Raw genomic sequence first — 15301 nt, forward strand, 5'->3', positions numbered from 1 at the left:
CTGCTTACGCTGCAGAACCTTTCTTGATAGCGTCGTGCAGATACAGGAACGCTGTGATGTAAACGATAACAGCGATAACCTTGGTCAGTGTATCCAACGGCAGACTGGATACGAAAGCGTATGCGCAGTAAACACCGATGGCGCCAAAGATAGCCTGTGTCCAGCAGGCAACCATGTCGTATCTTCCCTGAGCGATGAACTTCGGGCCATTGCCGAATGCCATCAGGTATGCGCAGGATCCCATCATAGCCGGGAACGCACATCCGGCATCCATACCAAGAGCCAGAACCATAGCCATACAAGGAGCGTACAGACCAACACCGATACTCATCAGAGCGCCGAAGATGAAGTTACCAACAACAGCGATCACGAGCTTCACGCCACGAAGACCAAGCTCTGTACCGATGGTGCCGAATGGGCCGATCGCAAAAACTTTCATCAGGATCACGGTAGCCAGGATGAAGAGACCTACGAACAGCGCGTAACGAACTTTCTTCCGGTCGAACTTGGTTACGATATCGGCCATTACGAAAGAACCAACTACGGAAGCGGCAATCATCAGAACCAGTGTCAGGATATCCATATCTACGAAACCGAAGAACAGGAAAGCCTCCACACATACAGGAACGGTATCGCCTACGTTCAGCGTGCCGGGAACCAGGATATCGTCTACAGACTTCGTCAGCTTAAAAGAAGCAGATGACGGAGCAAAAGAACCGATTCCCAGAGTATCCAGGAAGTTCGCTACAAATCCAGTGATAATGGTTGCGACAAGATTCTTCGGCTGTTTACCTCTCTGCCACAGTTCCTCGCCGGTCATTCCAGTTCCAGGGTCTTTCTCCGGATTTGCGCGGAGCTCTTTGTTCTTGCGGATCATCAGAACAACGTTCAGGATGATACCGATCACGCACAATCCCTTCATGATGTACATTGCCATAAAAACATCCCTCCAGATTATGAATAAAAATTGTTTCAGAGCCCGCCCCCCTAAAGCTACCCCCGATTATAGCGGAGGCGAACCCGGTTATCACTGCCATTGTATCATCAAAAAATTAACAAGTCAACTGAAACTGAGCATTCTGTCTAATTTGAGCGATAAAAACAAACGCCTGATTGTTCAAATTACTGCTTCCGCTCTTATTTGATGAAGCCGAACACGGTCAGCAGAATGATGATCATGAAGAAGGGAACCACGAAGACGGTCAGGAACTTTTCATAGGTGTTCACATGGCCGAACTTTCCGTCGTTGGTGGCCTCCTTCTCGTAGTTCTTAAAGCCCCATACTTTCGCGATGAAGATGCAGACGAGGATGCAGCCGATGGGCATTAGGAGGTAGGCTGTGAAGGTGTCCAGCCAGTCGTAGATGCCCAGGGTCTTGAAGCCGCCTGCATCGATCCAGGGAAGCTTCACACCGCTTAAGAGCCCAAAGCCGAGGGAGGCGAAGATGTTGCCGATGCCGACGATGACAGCCGTCGTGACGGAGGCCTTCAGCCGTCCCATGTGCAGGTTATCCTCAAAGGTGCGCACAGAGATCTCGAAGAAGCTGAACAGCGAGGAGATCACGGCGAAGAGGATGGCCAGGAAGAAGCAGAAGCCGATGATCCGGCCGCCCGGCAGTTTCTCAAAGATGTCCGTCATGACATTGAACACAAGACTGGGGCCTGCGGACTCGATGTCCACGCCGCCGGAAAAGGCGGAGGGAACGATGACGAAGCCGGCCAGGATCGCGGCGGCCGTGTCAAAGACGGAGACCATGACTGCGTCGCTCTTCAGGTTGTTCTGCTTGGGGATGTTGGCGCCCAGGGTCACATAGAGGCCCCAGCCGATGCCCACGGAGAACAGCACCTGCGTCGCTGCCTGGGCGAAGGTGGTGAAACTGAACTTGCTGAAATCAGGAAGCAGGTAATACTTCACGCCCTCGATGGCGTTCTCATTTACAAAGAAGGCCCAGATGCCGCAGATGATGAGCAGGGCAAAGAGGAGCGGCAGCATGACCTTGGAGATCTTCTCCACAATGTTGGTGATGCCGAAATACAGAAGCACCGAGACGAACAGAAGGAGGATCATGGCCCAGACGATGGGCTCTACGGTCGAGGAGGTGAAGCTGTCGAAATAGGCCTGCTTGTCAGCGCCGAAGTCGCCGCCTGTGAGATACTGGAACGCGTACTTGGCGACCCAGCCGCCCACGACGACGTAGTACATGTTGATCATCAGGGTACAGATGTTGGCCATCCAGCCTGCAAAGCCCCACTTTTTGTTGATGCGCTGAAAGGCGCTGACCGTATCCTTGCCTGTATAGCGGCCGATGGCAGTCTCCATCTGTACCATGGGATGACCGATCAGAGCTACCACGATGATGTAGACCACAAGGAATACACCACCGCCCCCCTGGTAGGCAAGATAGGGAAATCTCCAGATGTTTCCAAGGCCGATCGCAGCGCCGGCGGCAACCATGAGGTAGCCAAATCGGGAGCCCCATTGACGAGTTTCCTGGTTTGTCTGATTACTCATAAAGATACTTCCTTTCTTTCGGGAGCCGGCTGTTTCCGCCTTCTGTGCCTCCCTTGATCGAGGGAGAAAATAAAAAAGCGGCACTCTCAGCATTTGCGAGAGCACCGTTACATCTCAATCCTCCCTTCTAGTATATGATGAAAAGAGGCGAGATGTCAATAAAAAACATGAAAAAAGTTAATGTCAGCATTAGAATAACTAATGTTTTGCGCGCAAAAAATCAGTCATCCAGAAGAAAGCTTTTTGCGTACTCCAGAAAGATCCTGGAAGCAGGAGAGAGGTCGTCGTAAGAAGAGTAGCCCAGCCCGAGCTGGCGGAAGGAGCGCGGCTTCAGCCTTCGTTTTATAAAGCTGCCGGTCTGCCCTCTCAGGAGGAGACCGGGGAGGATGGTGATGCCCAGTCCGTGCTCCACCATGGACAGAACGGAGAACTCGTTGATGGAGAGAAATCGGATATCCGGCTTGATGTGGAATTCATTCAGGATCCGGTAAATGTCACTGCCAGGTGCATACTCTGTCGTGACAAAGGGAGCGCCTGTGAATTTCTCCATGGGAACAGCGCTGCAGTCCTCCAGGCTGTGGCCCTTGGGAAGAACGGCAAAAAGCTCATCCTCCATGACTGGCAGAAACTGAAAATGATGTCCCTCCTGGTGGCTGAGGAATCCGATGTCCACCCGGCGCTCCTGGATCCAGTCCGGGAGGTCATCCTCGGCGCCCTCTATGACCTTGAAGACGATATTCGGGTGGCTCTCCCTGAATTTCTGGATGATTTCCGGAATCCAGTGGATAGAGCAGCTTAAGTATGTGCCGATCGTGATGGTGCCGGTGGGGGTGCCCTTCAGCGCGGATATCTCCTGGTGAACGACTTCGTCCGCGTTGAGGAGCGCCCGGACGGAGGGAATAAGGGACTGGGCCTCCGGAGTCAGGACGGCGCCCTTCTTTCCTTTTATAAAGAGTGAAAAACCGACCTCCTTCTCCAGGGCCTTCATCATCTGTGTGACGCCGGACTGGGTGTAGCCAAGCGCCTCGCCTGCCCGGGTAAAGCTGCCGTAGTCGTCAACAGCCAGCATAACTTTCCATCTTTTGATATCCATAACTTGCTTTCCTTCTATATATAATGTATTTTAATAGGGTGCCATGATAGTAAATGGTAGAGGATGAGAGAGAAAAAAACAAGTAAAATATCCATGTAAGATGAATTATTAAAAAAATGTAAAAAAACACTTGAAAACACGAGGTATTTCATATATAATAAAACGGCTGTGACATGATAGCTGTGAAGCGTGAGGTTGCCGCCCCGGCAAAGTCATAAGTGAGGGCGGGTTTTCCGTGGAGCGAATGTCAAGTTAGGAAACTGGCGACAAGTCACTGTACGAAACTACTATAACAGCTGCTGAGATGCAGTAACAACGTGGGTGTTTCTCACGACACACACGGGAGAGTGTACAGTCACCGCTTGTCGTACTAAAGCAAAAGTACGAAAAGGAGGCGACTTTTTTTATGGCAAGTCAAGTAATGAGAATCACACTGAAAGCGTATGATCATCAGCTTGTTGATGCATCCGCGAAAAAGATCATCGAAACTGTAAAGAAGAATGGAGCAAAGGTGAGCGGACCTGTACCGCTTCCGACTAAGAAGGAAGTAGTTACGATCCTGCGTGCTGTCCACAAGTACAAAGACTCCAGAGAGCAGTTCGAGCAGAGGACTCACAAAAGACTGATCGATATCATCACACCGACGCAGAAAACAGTAGACGCTCTGTCAAGACTGGAGATGCCGGCTGGTGTTTATATTGATATCAAAATGAAAAACAAGTAAGCAGTATTCCTAAAATTTAGGATGAACACCAAAAGGTGTTCCGCTGTAAATCACAGGAGGTATTTATAATGAAGAAAGCTATCTTAGCTACAAAAGTCGGAATGACACAGATCTTCAACGAAGACGGCGTGCTGACACCTGTAACAGTTCTTCAGGCTGGCCCTTGTGTGGTAACACAGGTCAAGACTGTTGAGAATGACGGTTACGATGCAGTGCAGGTTGGCTTTGTTGACAAGAAGGACAAGATCATCAACAAGGATAAAAGCGGCAAGAAGGAGATCGTTCACCGCCATGGCCTGACAAAGGCAGAGCAGGGACATTTCGCAAAAGCCGGTGTTTCTGGAAAGAGATACGTAAAGGAGTTCAGATTTGAGAACGCCAGCGAGTATGCTCCGGCACAGGAGATCAAGGCTGATATCTTTGAGGTTGGCGACAAGGTAGACGCCACAGCTATCTCCAAGGGTAAAGGCTTCCAGGGCGCGATCAAGAGACACGGACAGCACAGAGGACCCATGGCTCATGGTTCCAAGTTCCACCGTCACGCAGGTTCCAATGGAGCTGCATCTGACCCGAGCAAGGTGTTCAAGGGCAAGAAGATGCCCGGACAGATGGGTAACAAGAGGATCACGATCCAGAATCTGGAAGTGGTACGTGTAGACGCAGAGAACAATCTGCTGCTCATCAAGGGGTCTGTACCAGGACCGAAGAAATCTCTGGTAACTATTAAAGAAACAGTGAAAGCTGCTAACTAGTTTTTGCGAGGAAGGAGGAACACTTAAGATGGCAAACGTATCTGTTTACAATATCGAAGGTAAAGAAGTTGGTACGATCGACTTAAACGATGCTGTGTTCGGTGTGGAAGTAAATGACCACCTGGTACACATGGCAGTTGTAAGCCAGCTTGCAAATAATCGTCAGGGAACACAGAAGGCGAAGACCCGCTCAGAGGTTTCCGGCGGCGGAAGAAAACCGTGGAGGCAGAAAGGAACAGGCCACGCAAGACAGGGTTCAACGAGAGCTCCCCAGTGGACGGGCGGCGGCGTAGTGTTCGCGCCGGTTCCGAGAGATTACTCTTTCAAGATGAACAAAAAAGAGAAGAGAGCTGCTCTCAAGTCTGCGCTTTCTGCTAAGGTTGCGGAGAACAAGTTCATCGTTATCGATGAGATCGCATTTGCAGACCACAAGACAAAGAATTTTGCAAATGTCCTGAAGAACCTGGATGTGAAGAAAGCATTAGTCGTATTAGAGGACGGAAATACAAACGCTGAGATTTCTGCAAAGAATATCGCTGATGTAAAGACCACGAAGACAAATACAATTAATGTGTACGACATCCTGAAATACAACACAGTCATTACGACAAAGGCTGCTGTTGCAAGCATTGAGGAGGTGTACGCATAATGGCTGATATCAAATATTATGATGTGATCCTTAAACCGGTAGTGACTGAGAAGAGCATGGAGCTGATGGGCGAGAAAAAATACACATTCCTTGTCCACACAGAGGCCACAAAATCTCAGATCAAAGAGGCTGTTGAGAAGATGTTCGCGGGCGCCAAGGTTGCGAAGGTGAACACAATGAACAACGAGGGAAAGAGCAAGAGAGTGCGCGGCACCATGAAGTTCGGAAAGACAGCCAAGACAAAGAAGGCTGTTGTCCAGCTCACAGAGGACAGCGCTGACATCGAGATCTTCGAGGGGTTATAAGACTTGCTGAAGGCGAGCGATAGCGAAGGCTGAAGCTTAGTCGGACCCCGTTCGCGAAACTTGGCGATGCATTGAGCACTTGGCGAGGTTCTTTCGAGCCTAGTGCGAAAGCAGATACTCCGAGCAAAGCGAGGATGTATCTACTATGTGAGCCTAGTTGAGCGAACCTGTAAATCCATTGCGGATAACTCCAATGGATCCACAGCGATAAGCAGCGTGACCTCGGGACCTGCGGTCCCTCAGTCGCGTTACACGCTCAAATTATTTCGCATAAGCCTGCTCACGCAAGCGTGGCAGTCTTATCCGCAATAATTCTCACTCTGCTTATCGCGCATATACGGTGCAATTCCGTGACACAGATAATTAGCATTGAAAGGAGAAGCAATCATGGGAATTAAAACCTATAACCCATATACGCCTTCCAGAAGACAGATGACTGGATCTGATTTCGCTGAAATCACAAAGACGACTCCAGAGAAATCTCTGCTTGCTTCCAAGAGCAGCCAGGCAGGACGTAATAACCAGGGAAAAATCACAGTAAGACACCGCGGAGGCGGAGTTAAGAGAAAATACAGGATCATCGATTTCAAGAGAAGAAAAGATGGTATCCAGGCTACAGTAATCGGTATCGAGTACGACCCGAACAGGTCCGCGAACATTGCGCTGATCTGTTACGAGGACGGCGAGAAAGCATACATCCTGGCTCCCCAGGGACTGACAGACGGCATGAAAGTCATGAACGGACCTGAGGCTGAGGTGAGAGTAGGAAACTGCCTGCCGCTTTCACGCATCCCGGTTGGTACACAGATCCACAACATCGAGCTCTATCCGGGCAAGGGAGGACAGCTTGTTCGTTCCGCCGGAAACAGCGCCCAGTTAATGGCTAAAGAAGGAAAATATGCAACCCTCAGACTTCCGTCTGGTGAAATGAGAATGGTTCCGATCGAGTGCCGCGCATCTGTCGGTGTGGTAGGAAACGGCGATCACAACCTGATCAACATTGGTAAAGCGGGACGCAAACGCTACATGGGCTTCCGTCCTACAGTGCGCGGTTCTGTTATGAACCCGAACGACCATCCGCACGGTGGTGGTGAAGGTAAGACAGGAATCGGCCGTCCGGGTCCGTGTACACCCTGGGGCAAACCGGCTCTTGGTCTTAAGACCCGCAAGAAGAATAAACATTCTAACAAGCTGATCGTAAGAAGACGTGACGGTAAAGGAATCAAATAAATAGTTTCACAAGGAGGTAGAACTAATGGCTCGTTCACTTAAAAAAGGACCATTCGCAGACGCAAGCCTGCTTAAAAAGATCGATGCAATGAACGCATCCGGAGAGAAGTCCGTTATCAAGACATGGTCTCGCCGTTCTACGATCTTCCCGAGCATGGTAGGTCACACAATCGCTGTTCATGACGGAAGAAAACACGTGCCGGTATATGTAACAGAGGATATGGTTGGACACAAGCTTGGTGAGTTCGTTGCGACCAGAACATACAGAGGACATGGAAAAGACGAGAAGAAATCAAGAGTGAGATAAATAAGGCTAATTTGAAAGGAGGGTTCATCCATGGCAAAAGGACATAGATCCCAGATCAAGAGAGAGAGAAATGCTAACAAGGACACAAGACCTTCAGCAAAGTTATCCTATGCTAGGGTTTCTGTTCAGAAGGCATGCTTCGTACTGGACGCCATCAGAGGTAAGGATGTAACAACAGCACTTGGAATCTTAACATACAATCCAAGATATGCTTCAAGTATTATAAAGAAACTGTTAGAGTCAGCAATCGCTAATGCTGAGAACAACAATGGTATGAATGCTGAGAACCTTTACGTTGCAGAGGCTTATGCAAATAAGGGACCAACAATGAAGAGAATCAGACCTAGAGCACAGGGCAGAGCTTACAGGATCGAGAAGAGAATGAGCCACATCACACTTGTGCTTGATGAAAGATAAGGAGGGTATTATGGGACAGAAAGTTAATCCTCATGGTTTAAGAGTCGGCATTATCAAAGATTGGGACTCCAGATGGTACGCAGATAAGGATTTCGCTGACAATCTTGTAGAGGACCATGAAATCAGAAAATTTCTGAAAAAGAGATTATACAGCGCGGGCATTTCCGGGATTGAGATCGAGAGAGCTTCCGACCGTGTGAAGATCATTGTCTACACAGCAAAGCCGGGCGTAGTCATCGGCAAGGGCGGTTCCGAGATCGAGAAAGTGAAAGGCGAGCTTGCAAAATATACAGACAAGAAGCTGGTCGTAGACATCAAGGAAGTGAAGAGACCGGACAAGGATGCACAGCTGGTAGCTGAGAACATCGCTCAGCAGCTGGAGAACCGTATCTCCTTCAGACGTGCGATGAAGTCCTGCATGTCCAGGACAATGAAGGCTGGCGCTCTCGGAGTCAAGACTTCCGTATCAGGACGTCTTGGCGGAGCGGATATGGCCCGTACAGAGTTCTACAGCGAGGGAACGATCCCTCTTCAGACACTGAGAGCAGACATTGACTACGGATTTGCCGAGGCAGACACGACCTACGGAAAAGTTGGCGTAAAGGTTTGGGTCTACAAAGGCGAGGTTCTTCCGGAAAAGGCAGCAAAGGAAGGGAGCGATAAATAATGTTAATGCCAAAAAGAGTAAAACGTCGTAAACAGTTCCGTGGCTCCATGAAAGGAAAAGCGCTTCGTGGAAACACGCTTTCATATGGTGAATATGGTATCGTTGCAACAGAGCCCTGCTGGATCAGATCAAACCAGATCGAGGCTGCCCGTATCGCTATGACACGTTACATCAAGCGTGGCGGTAAAGTGTGGATCAAGATATTCCCAGATAAACCTGTAACTACAAAACCAGCTGAAACACGTATGGGTTCCGGTAAAGGTACCCTGGAGTACTGGGTGGCAGTTGTAAAGCCGGGACGCGTTATGTTCGAGATCGCAGGCGTTCCTGAGGAAGTGGCAAGAGAAGCTCTTCGCCTTGCAACACACAAGTTACCTTGTAAATGTAAAGTCGTTTCTCGCGCAGACTTAGAAGGCGGTGATAACAGTGAAAATTAATGCATTTGTAGAAGATTTAAGAACAAAATCAGCTGCAGAGCTGAACGAAGAATTAGTAGCTGCTAAAAAGGAACTTTTCAACTTACGGTTCCAGAACGCAACAAATCAGCTGGACAACACCAGCAGAATCAAAGAGGTCAGAAAGAACATCGCAAGGATCCAGACTCTGATCACAGAGGCCAAGAGAGGTTAACGAGGTTTTTTCGGGCTCAGCTCTTTGGCCGTTCTCCAAGCGCGGCGAGGAGAACATCCTTAATAAGCCATTTTGAGTAAAACGCAGAGAAAGGAGTAACACCGTGGAAAGAAATCTTAGAAAAACACGTGTTGGCAAGGTAGTCAGCAACAAGATGGACAAAACGATCGTAGTTGCTGTTGAGGATAATGTAAAGCATCCCCTTTACGGAAAGATCGTAAAGAGAACGTACAAATTAAAAGCCCACGATGAGGCAAACGAGTGCAGCATCGGTGACAAGGTAAGGGTTATGGAGACAAGACCGCTGTCCAAGGATAAGAGATGGAGACTTGTCGAGATCATGGAAAAAGTGAAATAGTATAAGGAGGGAAACCTGCATGATACAGCAAGAAAGCAGACTGAAAGTAGCAGATAATACAGGTGCAAAAGAGTTACTCTGCATCCGTGTGCTTGGCGGTTCCACAAGAAGATATGCGAGCATCGGCGACGTGATCGTTGCTTCCGTTAAAGATGCAACACCAGGCGGCGTTGTAAAAAAAGGAGACGTAGTCAAGGCTGTAGTTGTACGTACTGTAAAAGGTACTCGCCGTAAAGATGGTTCCTACATCCGTTTCGACGAGAATGCTGCTGTAATAATCAAAGAAGACAAAAACCCAAGAGGAACCCGTATCTTCGGGCCCGTGGCAAGGGAGCTTCGTGACAAACAGTTTATGAAGATCGTTTCCCTGGCTCCGGAAGTACTTTAAGGAGGTGCGAGAATAAGATGTCAACTATGAAGATCAAAAAAGGCGATATGGTAAAGGTCATTGCCGGAAAAGACAAGGACAAGGAAGGCAAGGTCATCGCTGTTAATCAGAAAGACGGTACAGTTCTCGTGGAGGGTATCAACATGCTGACGAAGCACACAAAGCCGAGTGTTTCCAATCAGAATGGCGGTATCGTTCATCAGGAAGGACCTATTGATATTTCTAACGTAATGTACATCCACAAAGGAAAAGCTACAAGAGTAGGGTTCAAGATGGATGGTGACAAGAAAGTCCGCGTTGCAAAGTCAACAGGCGAAGTAATCGATTAATTGTTGAGGAAGGAGGTCCAGTGCTTTGAGCAGACTGAAAGAACAGTACCAGAACGAGATCATCGACGCGATGAACAAAAAGTTCGGTTATAAAAATATCATGGAAGTGCCGAAGCTTGACAAGGTTGTTATCAACATGGGCGTAGGCGAGGCAAAAGACAATCACAAGGTTTTAGAGTCAGCGATCGCTGATATGGAAAAGATCACAGGACAGAAGGCTGTTATCTGTAAGGCAAAGAAATCTGTGGCAAACTTCAAGATCAGAGAGGGTATGCCCATTGGTTGCAAGGTTACCTTAAGAGGAGAGAAGATGTATGAGTTCGTTGACCGTCTCATCAATCTTGCCCTTCCCCGTGTGCGTGACTTCAGAGGTGTAAACCCGAACGCATTTGACGGAAGAGGTAACTACGCTCTTGGTATCAAAGAGCAGCTCATCTTCCCGGAGATCGAGTACGACAAGGTTGACAAAGTGAGAGGTATGGACGTTATCTTTGTCACAACTGCAAAGACAGACGAAGAGGCTCGCGAGCTGTTAAGACAGTTCAACATGCCGTTTACAAAATAAGGAGGTAAATTATGGCTAAGACAGCAATGAAAATCAAACAGCAGCGCAAGCAGAAATTCTCCACAAGAGAATACAACCGCTGCAGGATCTGCGGTCGTCCGCACGCATATTTGAGAAAATATGGTATCTGCCGTGTTTGCTTCCGCGAACTGGCATACAAAGGACAGATCCCGGGTGTGAAAAAGGCAAGTTGGTAAAGGAGGAAGCAATCCATGACTATGAGTGATCCTATTGCAGATATGCTTACAAGAATCCGTAATGCGAACACTGCAAAACACGATACAGTAGACATCCCTGCATCCAAGATGAAGGTCGCTATCGCGGACATCTTATACAATGAGGGATATATCACAAAATATGAGATCGTAGAAGACGGTGCGTTCAAGACGATCCGTGTGACACTGAAATACGGTGCTGACAAGAATGAGAAGGTCATCTCCGGACTGAAGAGAATCTCCAAGCCGGGTCTGCGTGTGTACGCCAGCAGCGAGGAGCTTCCCAAGGTCCTCGGCGGACTGGGAACAGCGATCATCTCCACAAACCAGGGCGTGATCACTGACAGAGAAGCAAGAAAACTGGGCGTAGGCGGAGAAGTCCTGGCTTTCGTTTGGTAGGCACTGAACACTTGGAGAAAGCAAGCCGTAAGGCGCAGCTTGAACCTAGTGAGAAGGCCGTTCTTCGAGCGGAGCGAGAAGAACATCCTTATAAAAAATAAATGAGCATGCGGGGAAGAGGACACACTACGGCCACTAGGCTCGTGAGGGACCTCGCCAAGTGGGCCGAGTGCACTTTCGCACTAAGCTCGTAAAAAACCTCGCTAAGTGCTCAATGTGACTGAAAACAGAGCAGGCTAGAGCATCTGCTCCGAAAATTTAAGTTAAGGAGGACATGGTATGTCACGTATAGGAAGACTGCCGATCACGATCCCGGCAGGCGTTACTGTTGAGATCGCAGAGAATAATAAAGTGACCGTTAAAGGTCCTAAGGGAACTCTTGAGAAGGAGCTTCCGATCGAAATGGAGATCAAGCAGGAGGGAGACCAGATCGTCGTTACAAGGCCGAATGACCTGAAGAAGATGAAATCCCTTCACGGCCTGACAAGAACACTCATCAACAACATGGTCGTTGGTGTTACAGAAGGGTACAAGAAGGTCCTGGAAGTAAACGGTGTTGGTTACAGGGCTGCAAAATCCGGCAATAAGCTGACACTCAGCTTAGGATACTCTCACCCGGTAGAAATGACCGATCCTGAGGGCGTTGAGACTGTCCTTGAGGGACAGAACAAAATCACTGTCCAGGGAATTGACAAAGAGAAGGTTGGCCAGTATGCGGCTGAGATCAGAGACAAGAGAAGACCGGAGCCATACAAGGGCAAAGGTATCAAGTATGCTGATGAAGTGATCAGACGTAAAGTTGGTAAGACTGGTAAGAAATAAATAAGGAGAGTGTGAAAATGGTTAGCAAGAAATCAAGAACAGAAGTGCGTGTTAAAAAGCACAGAAAATTACGTAACCGTTTAAGCGGTACACCTGAATGCCCACGTTTAGCCGTATTCAGAAGCAATAATCACATGTATGCGCAGATTATTGATGATGTGGCAGGGAACACTCTGGTTGCAGCTTCCACTCTTCAGAAAGATGTGAAAGCAAACCTTGAGAAGACCAATAACGTTGAAGCAGCAGCTGCTCTGGGCAAAGTGATCGCAGAGAAGGCTCTGGAGAAGGGCATCAAGGAAGTCGTATTCGACAGAGGCGGATTTGTATATCACGGAAAGATCCAGGCACTTGCAGACGCAGCTCGTGAGGCTGGACTGGAATTCTAGGAAGGGAGAACACACATGAAACAGGAACGTATTGATGCTAGTCAGTTAGAATTAAATGAAAAAGTAGTGTCAATTAAGCGTGTAACCAAGGTTGTTAAAGGTGGACGCAACATGAGATTTACTGCTCTCGTGGTTGTGGGAGACGGCAACGGCCATGTGGGCGCAGGCTTAGGAAAGGCAACCGAGATCCCGGAAGCAATCCGCAAAGGAAAAGAGGACGCTACAAAGAAGCTGATCACTGTGGCATTAGATGAAAACGGAAGTATCACACATGATCAGATCGGCAAATTCGGAAGCGCTTCCGTTCTTCTGAAGACAGCTCCGGATGGTACCGGAGTGATTGCCGGCGGTCCGGCCCGTGCCGTTATCGAGATGGCAGGAATTAAGAATATCCGTACAAAATCTCTTGGTTCCAACAACAAACAGAATGTAGTGCTTGCCACAATCGAGGGATTGAAGGAAGTAAAGACACCTGAAGAGGTATCCAAGCTCCGCGGCAAATCCATCGAGGAAATCTTAGGCTAAGGAGGCAGATGAAAATGGCAGATTTAAAGATTACTTTAGTAAAATCTACAATCGGTGCTGTGCCGAAGCATAAGAAGACAGTAGAAGCTTTAGGTCTTAAGAAGACAGGCAAGACAGTTGTTTTACCGGACAATGCAGCTACAAGAGGCATGGTAAAGCAGGTGCAGCATTTAGTAAAGGTAGAAGAAGTTTAGATCATCACAAAGTAAGGAGGTGTCATAATGGACTTATCAAATTTAAGACCTGCTGACGGAGCAAAACAGAGCAACAACTTCAGAAGAGGGCGTGGACACGGCTCCGGAAACGGCAAGACTGCCGGCAAGGGACACAAGGGACAGAAAGCCCGTTCCGGCGGCACAAGACCAGGTTTTGAAGGTGGACAGATGCCATTATATAGAAGAATACCGAAGAGAGGCTTCACAAACAGAAACAGCAAGACGATCGTTGGTATCAATGTGAGCGCTCTTGAGGTATTTGACAATGATGCTGTTGTATCTGTAGATACACTCATCGAGAGAGGCATTGTGAAAAATCCTAAGGATGGCGTAAAGATCCTTGGAAATGGTGAACTGACAAAGAAGCTTACAGTTCAGGCAAATGCATTCAGCGCTGGCGCTGCGGCTAAAATAGAGGCTCTTGGTGGAAAAGCAGAGGTGATCTAATGTTTAAGACAGTGAGAAGGGCATTTCAGATCGCGGATATCAGAAAGAAGATCCTGTATACGCTCATGATGCTGGTCGTGATCAGGATCGGATCTGAGCTGCCCACACCTGGTGTGGATCCGGATTTCATCCAGGACTTCTTTGCGCAGAACACTGGTGAGGCGTTCAATTTCTTTAACGCCATCACCGGTGGTTCCTTTGAACAGATGTCCGTACTTGCTCTGAGCATCACACCATATATTACATCATCCATCATTATGCAGCTACTGACCATTGCGATCCCGAAGCTGGAGGAGATGCATAAGGATGGGGAAGACGGACGAAAGAAGATTGCGGCTATCACCCGTTATCTGACTGTTGTCCTGTCACTGATCCAGTCTACGGCTATGGCTGTGGGATTCGGACGTCAGGGACTCCTTAAAGAGTTTAACTTTGTCAATGCGGCCATCGTCGTGCTGACACTGACAGCCGGAAGTGCCTTCCTTATGTGGTGCGGCGAGAGGATCACGGAGAAGGGTGTTGGAAACGGTATCTCTATCGTGCTCGTGATAAACATCATTTCCCGTATCCCCAGTGATATGGCTACTCTTTATGAACAGTTTGTAAAGGGAAAGAGCCTTGCATCCGGCGGACTGGCAGCGCTGATCATCCTTGCGATCATCCTGGCGCTTGTCGTTTTCGTTATCTTTCTGCAGGATGGACAGAGAAGGATTGCTGTACAGTACTCACAGAAAATGCAGGGACGCAGGATGTTTGGCGGACAGTCCACCTACATCCCGCTCCGGGTGAACACTGCAGGCGTGATCCCGATCATCTTCGCATCCTCTTTGATGCAGACTCCCATTCTGATCGCTACCTTTCTTGGAAAGGGCGATGGGGATGGCATTGGAAGTGAGATCCTCCGCGGGCTGAACCAGTCAAACTGGTGTAATCCGCAGCAGCTCCAGTATTCATGGGGCCTGGTGGTATATATCATCCTGACCGTGTTTTTTGCTTATTTCTATACATCCATTACCTTCAATCCAATGGAGATCGCAAATAACATGAAGAAGAGCGGCGGATTTATCCCCGGTATACGCCCGGGCAAACCGACAGTTGAATATCTCACGAAGATCTTAAATTACATCATCTTTATCGGCGCATGTGGACTGATCCTTGTGCAGGTCGTGCCTATACTCTTTAACGGCTGGCTGGGCGCTAACGTCTCCTTTGGAGGTACGTCACTGATCATCATCGTCAGTGTCATCCTGGAGACGATCAAGCAGATCGAGTCACAGATGCTGGTACGCAATTATAAAGGATTTTTAAATAGTTAAGCCCCTTCGGGCTGTGCCTGAGGCAAAGTGCCAGGATGCGATCTGTGCATC

General features: G+C 48.5%; 25 protein-coding genes. 22 read left to right on the forward strand and 3 right to left on the reverse strand.

Features of this window, described 5'->3' with window-relative positions:
- Nucleotides 1-4 precede the first annotated feature (4 nt).
- From B5E62_RS08440 to B5E62_RS08450, 3 genes are all read right to left on the reverse strand, one after another.
- The gene (locus tag B5E62_RS08440; RefSeq protein WP_242957789.1) at nucleotides 5-937 is read right to left on the reverse strand and encodes a permease; all 933 of its coding nucleotides are present in this window, start codon (nucleotides 935-937) and stop codon (nucleotides 5-7) included.
- Nucleotides 938-1137: 200 nt separating this feature from the next.
- A complete protein-coding gene (locus tag B5E62_RS08445; RefSeq protein WP_087174287.1) occupies nucleotides 1138-2511 on the reverse strand; it encodes a sodium-dependent transporter in 1374 nt (457 codons plus the stop codon).
- Nucleotides 2512-2731: 220 nt separating this feature from the next.
- A complete protein-coding gene (locus B5E62_RS08450; protein ID WP_087174178.1) occupies nucleotides 2732-3604 on the reverse strand; it encodes a LysR family transcriptional regulator in 873 nt (290 codons plus the stop codon).
- A gap of 406 nt (nucleotides 3605-4010) precedes the next feature.
- Here B5E62_RS08450 and rpsJ point away from each other — a divergent pair, with 406 nt between their 5' ends.
- The 22 genes from rpsJ to secY all read left to right on the forward strand — a co-directional run bounded on the left by rpsJ (nucleotide 4011) and on the right by secY (nucleotide 15250).
- Complete coding sequence (rpsJ, locus tag B5E62_RS08455) at nucleotides 4011-4328, forward strand: 30S ribosomal protein S10 (protein WP_033124771.1); 318 nt, start codon at nucleotides 4011-4013, stop codon at nucleotides 4326-4328.
- 68 nt (nucleotides 4329-4396) lie between these two features.
- Nucleotides 4397-5080 (forward strand): 50S ribosomal protein L3, encoded by a 684-nt coding sequence (rplC, locus tag B5E62_RS08460; protein ID WP_033124772.1) that lies wholly within the window; start codon nucleotides 4397-4399, stop codon nucleotides 5078-5080.
- 28 nt (nucleotides 5081-5108) lie between these two features.
- Nucleotides 5109-5729: a 50S ribosomal protein L4 gene (gene rplD / locus B5E62_RS08465; protein WP_087174179.1), complete on the forward strand. Its 621-nt coding sequence runs from the start codon at nucleotides 5109-5111 to the stop codon at nucleotides 5727-5729.
- Nucleotides 5729-6034 carry a 50S ribosomal protein L23 gene (gene rplW, locus B5E62_RS08470; protein WP_087174180.1) on the forward strand — a complete coding sequence of 102 codons (306 nt, stop codon included), beginning with the start codon at nucleotides 5729-5731 and terminating at the stop codon, nucleotides 6032-6034. The genes rplD and rplW overlap by 1 nt, the downstream gene beginning before the upstream one ends.
- A 387-nt stretch (nucleotides 6035-6421) precedes the next feature.
- Nucleotides 6422-7264 carry a 50S ribosomal protein L2 gene (gene rplB / locus B5E62_RS08475; RefSeq protein ID WP_033124775.1) on the forward strand — a complete coding sequence of 281 codons (843 nt, stop codon included), beginning with the start codon at nucleotides 6422-6424 and terminating at the stop codon, nucleotides 7262-7264.
- Nucleotides 7265-7289: 25 nt separating this feature from the next.
- The gene (rpsS, locus tag B5E62_RS08480) at nucleotides 7290-7571 is read left to right on the forward strand and encodes a 30S ribosomal protein S19 (RefSeq protein ID WP_076780555.1); all 282 of its coding nucleotides are present in this window, start codon (nucleotides 7290-7292) and stop codon (nucleotides 7569-7571) included.
- Between the two features lie 30 nt (nucleotides 7572-7601).
- Nucleotides 7602-7988 (forward strand): 50S ribosomal protein L22, encoded by a 387-nt coding sequence (gene rplV, locus B5E62_RS08485; protein WP_033124777.1) that lies wholly within the window; start codon nucleotides 7602-7604, stop codon nucleotides 7986-7988.
- A 10-nt stretch (nucleotides 7989-7998) separates the two neighbouring features.
- The gene (rpsC, locus tag B5E62_RS08490; RefSeq protein WP_087174181.1) at nucleotides 7999-8655 is read left to right on the forward strand and encodes a 30S ribosomal protein S3; all 657 of its coding nucleotides are present in this window, start codon (nucleotides 7999-8001) and stop codon (nucleotides 8653-8655) included.
- Nucleotides 8655-9092, forward strand: a complete 438-nt coding sequence (gene rplP / locus B5E62_RS08495) for a 50S ribosomal protein L16 (RefSeq protein WP_087174182.1) — start codon at nucleotides 8655-8657, stop codon at nucleotides 9090-9092. The genes rpsC and rplP overlap by 1 nt, the downstream gene beginning before the upstream one ends.
- Nucleotides 9082-9285 (forward strand): 50S ribosomal protein L29, encoded by a 204-nt coding sequence (rpmC, locus tag B5E62_RS08500; RefSeq protein WP_033124780.1) that lies wholly within the window; start codon nucleotides 9082-9084, stop codon nucleotides 9283-9285. The genes rplP and rpmC overlap by 11 nt, the downstream gene beginning before the upstream one ends.
- Nucleotides 9286-9388: 103 nt before the next feature.
- A complete protein-coding gene (gene rpsQ / locus B5E62_RS08505) occupies nucleotides 9389-9643 on the forward strand; it encodes a 30S ribosomal protein S17 (protein ID WP_033124781.1) in 255 nt (84 codons plus the stop codon).
- Nucleotides 9644-9662: 19 nt separating this feature from the next.
- Nucleotides 9663-10031, forward strand: a complete 369-nt coding sequence (gene rplN / locus B5E62_RS08510; protein WP_033124782.1) for a 50S ribosomal protein L14 — start codon at nucleotides 9663-9665, stop codon at nucleotides 10029-10031.
- A gap of 17 nt (nucleotides 10032-10048) precedes the next feature.
- On the forward strand, nucleotides 10049-10360 hold the full coding sequence (gene rplX, locus B5E62_RS08515) for a 50S ribosomal protein L24 (RefSeq protein ID WP_033124783.1): 312 nt from the start codon (nucleotides 10049-10051) through the stop codon (nucleotides 10358-10360).
- Nucleotides 10361-10385: 25 nt separating this feature from the next.
- Nucleotides 10386-10925, forward strand: coding sequence for a 50S ribosomal protein L5 (gene rplE, locus B5E62_RS08520; protein ID WP_033124784.1), 540 nt, complete (start codon nucleotides 10386-10388; stop codon nucleotides 10923-10925).
- 11 nt (nucleotides 10926-10936) lie between these two features.
- Entirely contained in the window at nucleotides 10937-11122 is a 186-nt protein-coding gene (locus B5E62_RS08525; protein WP_016220062.1) for a type Z 30S ribosomal protein S14, read from the forward strand.
- A 15-nt stretch (nucleotides 11123-11137) separates the two neighbouring features.
- Complete coding sequence (gene rpsH, locus B5E62_RS08530; protein WP_033124785.1) at nucleotides 11138-11539, forward strand: 30S ribosomal protein S8; 402 nt, start codon at nucleotides 11138-11140, stop codon at nucleotides 11537-11539.
- Between the two features lie 279 nt (nucleotides 11540-11818).
- Nucleotides 11819-12361, forward strand: a complete 543-nt coding sequence (rplF, locus tag B5E62_RS08535; protein WP_087174183.1) for a 50S ribosomal protein L6 — start codon at nucleotides 11819-11821, stop codon at nucleotides 12359-12361.
- 17 nt (nucleotides 12362-12378) lie between these two features.
- The gene (gene rplR, locus B5E62_RS08540; RefSeq protein ID WP_033124787.1) at nucleotides 12379-12747 is read left to right on the forward strand and encodes a 50S ribosomal protein L18; all 369 of its coding nucleotides are present in this window, start codon (nucleotides 12379-12381) and stop codon (nucleotides 12745-12747) included.
- A 15-nt stretch (nucleotides 12748-12762) separates the two neighbouring features.
- Entirely contained in the window at nucleotides 12763-13272 is a 510-nt protein-coding gene (rpsE, locus tag B5E62_RS08545) for a 30S ribosomal protein S5 (RefSeq protein WP_087174184.1), read from the forward strand.
- Nucleotides 13273-13286: 14 nt separating this feature from the next.
- A complete protein-coding gene (rpmD, locus tag B5E62_RS08550) occupies nucleotides 13287-13466 on the forward strand; it encodes a 50S ribosomal protein L30 (RefSeq protein WP_076780570.1) in 180 nt (59 codons plus the stop codon).
- 27 nt (nucleotides 13467-13493) lie between these two features.
- Nucleotides 13494-13934 carry a 50S ribosomal protein L15 gene (gene rplO, locus B5E62_RS08555; protein ID WP_087174185.1) on the forward strand — a complete coding sequence of 147 codons (441 nt, stop codon included), beginning with the start codon at nucleotides 13494-13496 and terminating at the stop codon, nucleotides 13932-13934.
- A complete protein-coding gene (gene secY / locus B5E62_RS08560; RefSeq protein ID WP_087174186.1) occupies nucleotides 13934-15250 on the forward strand; it encodes a preprotein translocase subunit SecY in 1317 nt (438 codons plus the stop codon). Before rplO ends, secY begins: the two co-directional genes overlap by 1 nt.
- The last annotated feature ends 51 nt before the right edge of the window (nucleotides 15251-15301 follow it).

Origin of the sequence: Lachnoclostridium sp. An118, assembly GCF_002160985.1 — a bacterium.
Taxonomy (GTDB): domain Bacteria; phylum Bacillota; class Clostridia; order Lachnospirales; family Lachnospiraceae; genus Claveliimonas; species Claveliimonas stercoravium.

Coding starts and splice junctions, on each gene's coding strand:
- rplR (WP_033124787.1), top strand. CDS start 12,379: ATGGTTAGCAAGAAATCAAGAACAGAAGTGCGTGTTAAAAAGCACAGA.
- rpsC (WP_087174181.1), top strand. CDS start 7,999: ATGGGACAGAAAGTTAATCCTCATGGTTTAAGAGTCGGCATTATCAAA.
- rplX (WP_033124783.1), top strand. CDS start 10,049: ATGTCAACTATGAAGATCAAAAAAGGCGATATGGTAAAGGTCATTGCC.
- rplW (WP_087174180.1), top strand. CDS start 5,729: ATGGCTGATATCAAATATTATGATGTGATCCTTAAACCGGTAGTGACT.
- rpsJ (WP_033124771.1), top strand. CDS start 4,011: ATGGCAAGTCAAGTAATGAGAATCACACTGAAAGCGTATGATCATCAG.
- rplP (WP_087174182.1), top strand. CDS start 8,655: ATGTTAATGCCAAAAAGAGTAAAACGTCGTAAACAGTTCCGTGGCTCC.
- rpsH (WP_033124785.1), top strand. CDS start 11,138: ATGACTATGAGTGATCCTATTGCAGATATGCTTACAAGAATCCGTAAT.
- rplC (WP_033124772.1), top strand. CDS start 4,397: ATGAAGAAAGCTATCTTAGCTACAAAAGTCGGAATGACACAGATCTTC.
- rplV (WP_033124777.1), top strand. CDS start 7,602: ATGGCAAAAGGACATAGATCCCAGATCAAGAGAGAGAGAAATGCTAAC.
- rplF (WP_087174183.1), top strand. CDS start 11,819: ATGTCACGTATAGGAAGACTGCCGATCACGATCCCGGCAGGCGTTACT.
- rpsS (WP_076780555.1), top strand. CDS start 7,290: ATGGCTCGTTCACTTAAAAAAGGACCATTCGCAGACGCAAGCCTGCTT.
- rplB (WP_033124775.1), top strand. CDS start 6,422: ATGGGAATTAAAACCTATAACCCATATACGCCTTCCAGAAGACAGATG.
- rpsE (WP_087174184.1), top strand. CDS start 12,763: ATGAAACAGGAACGTATTGATGCTAGTCAGTTAGAATTAAATGAAAAA.
- secY (WP_087174186.1), top strand. CDS start 13,934: ATGTTTAAGACAGTGAGAAGGGCATTTCAGATCGCGGATATCAGAAAG.
- rpmD (WP_076780570.1), top strand. CDS start 13,287: ATGGCAGATTTAAAGATTACTTTAGTAAAATCTACAATCGGTGCTGTG.
- B5E62_RS08445 (WP_087174287.1), bottom strand. CDS start 2,511: ATGAGTAATCAGACAAACCAGGAAACTCGTCAATGGGGCTCCCGATTT.
- rplN (WP_033124782.1), top strand. CDS start 9,663: ATGATACAGCAAGAAAGCAGACTGAAAGTAGCAGATAATACAGGTGCA.
- B5E62_RS08440 (WP_242957789.1), bottom strand. CDS start 937: ATGGCAATGTACATCATGAAGGGATTGTGCGTGATCGGTATCATCCTG.
- rplD (WP_087174179.1), top strand. CDS start 5,109: ATGGCAAACGTATCTGTTTACAATATCGAAGGTAAAGAAGTTGGTACG.
- rplO (WP_087174185.1), top strand. CDS start 13,494: ATGGACTTATCAAATTTAAGACCTGCTGACGGAGCAAAACAGAGCAAC.
- B5E62_RS08525 (WP_016220062.1), top strand. CDS start 10,937: ATGGCTAAGACAGCAATGAAAATCAAACAGCAGCGCAAGCAGAAATTC.
- B5E62_RS08450 (WP_087174178.1), bottom strand. CDS start 3,604: ATGGATATCAAAAGATGGAAAGTTATGCTGGCTGTTGACGACTACGGC.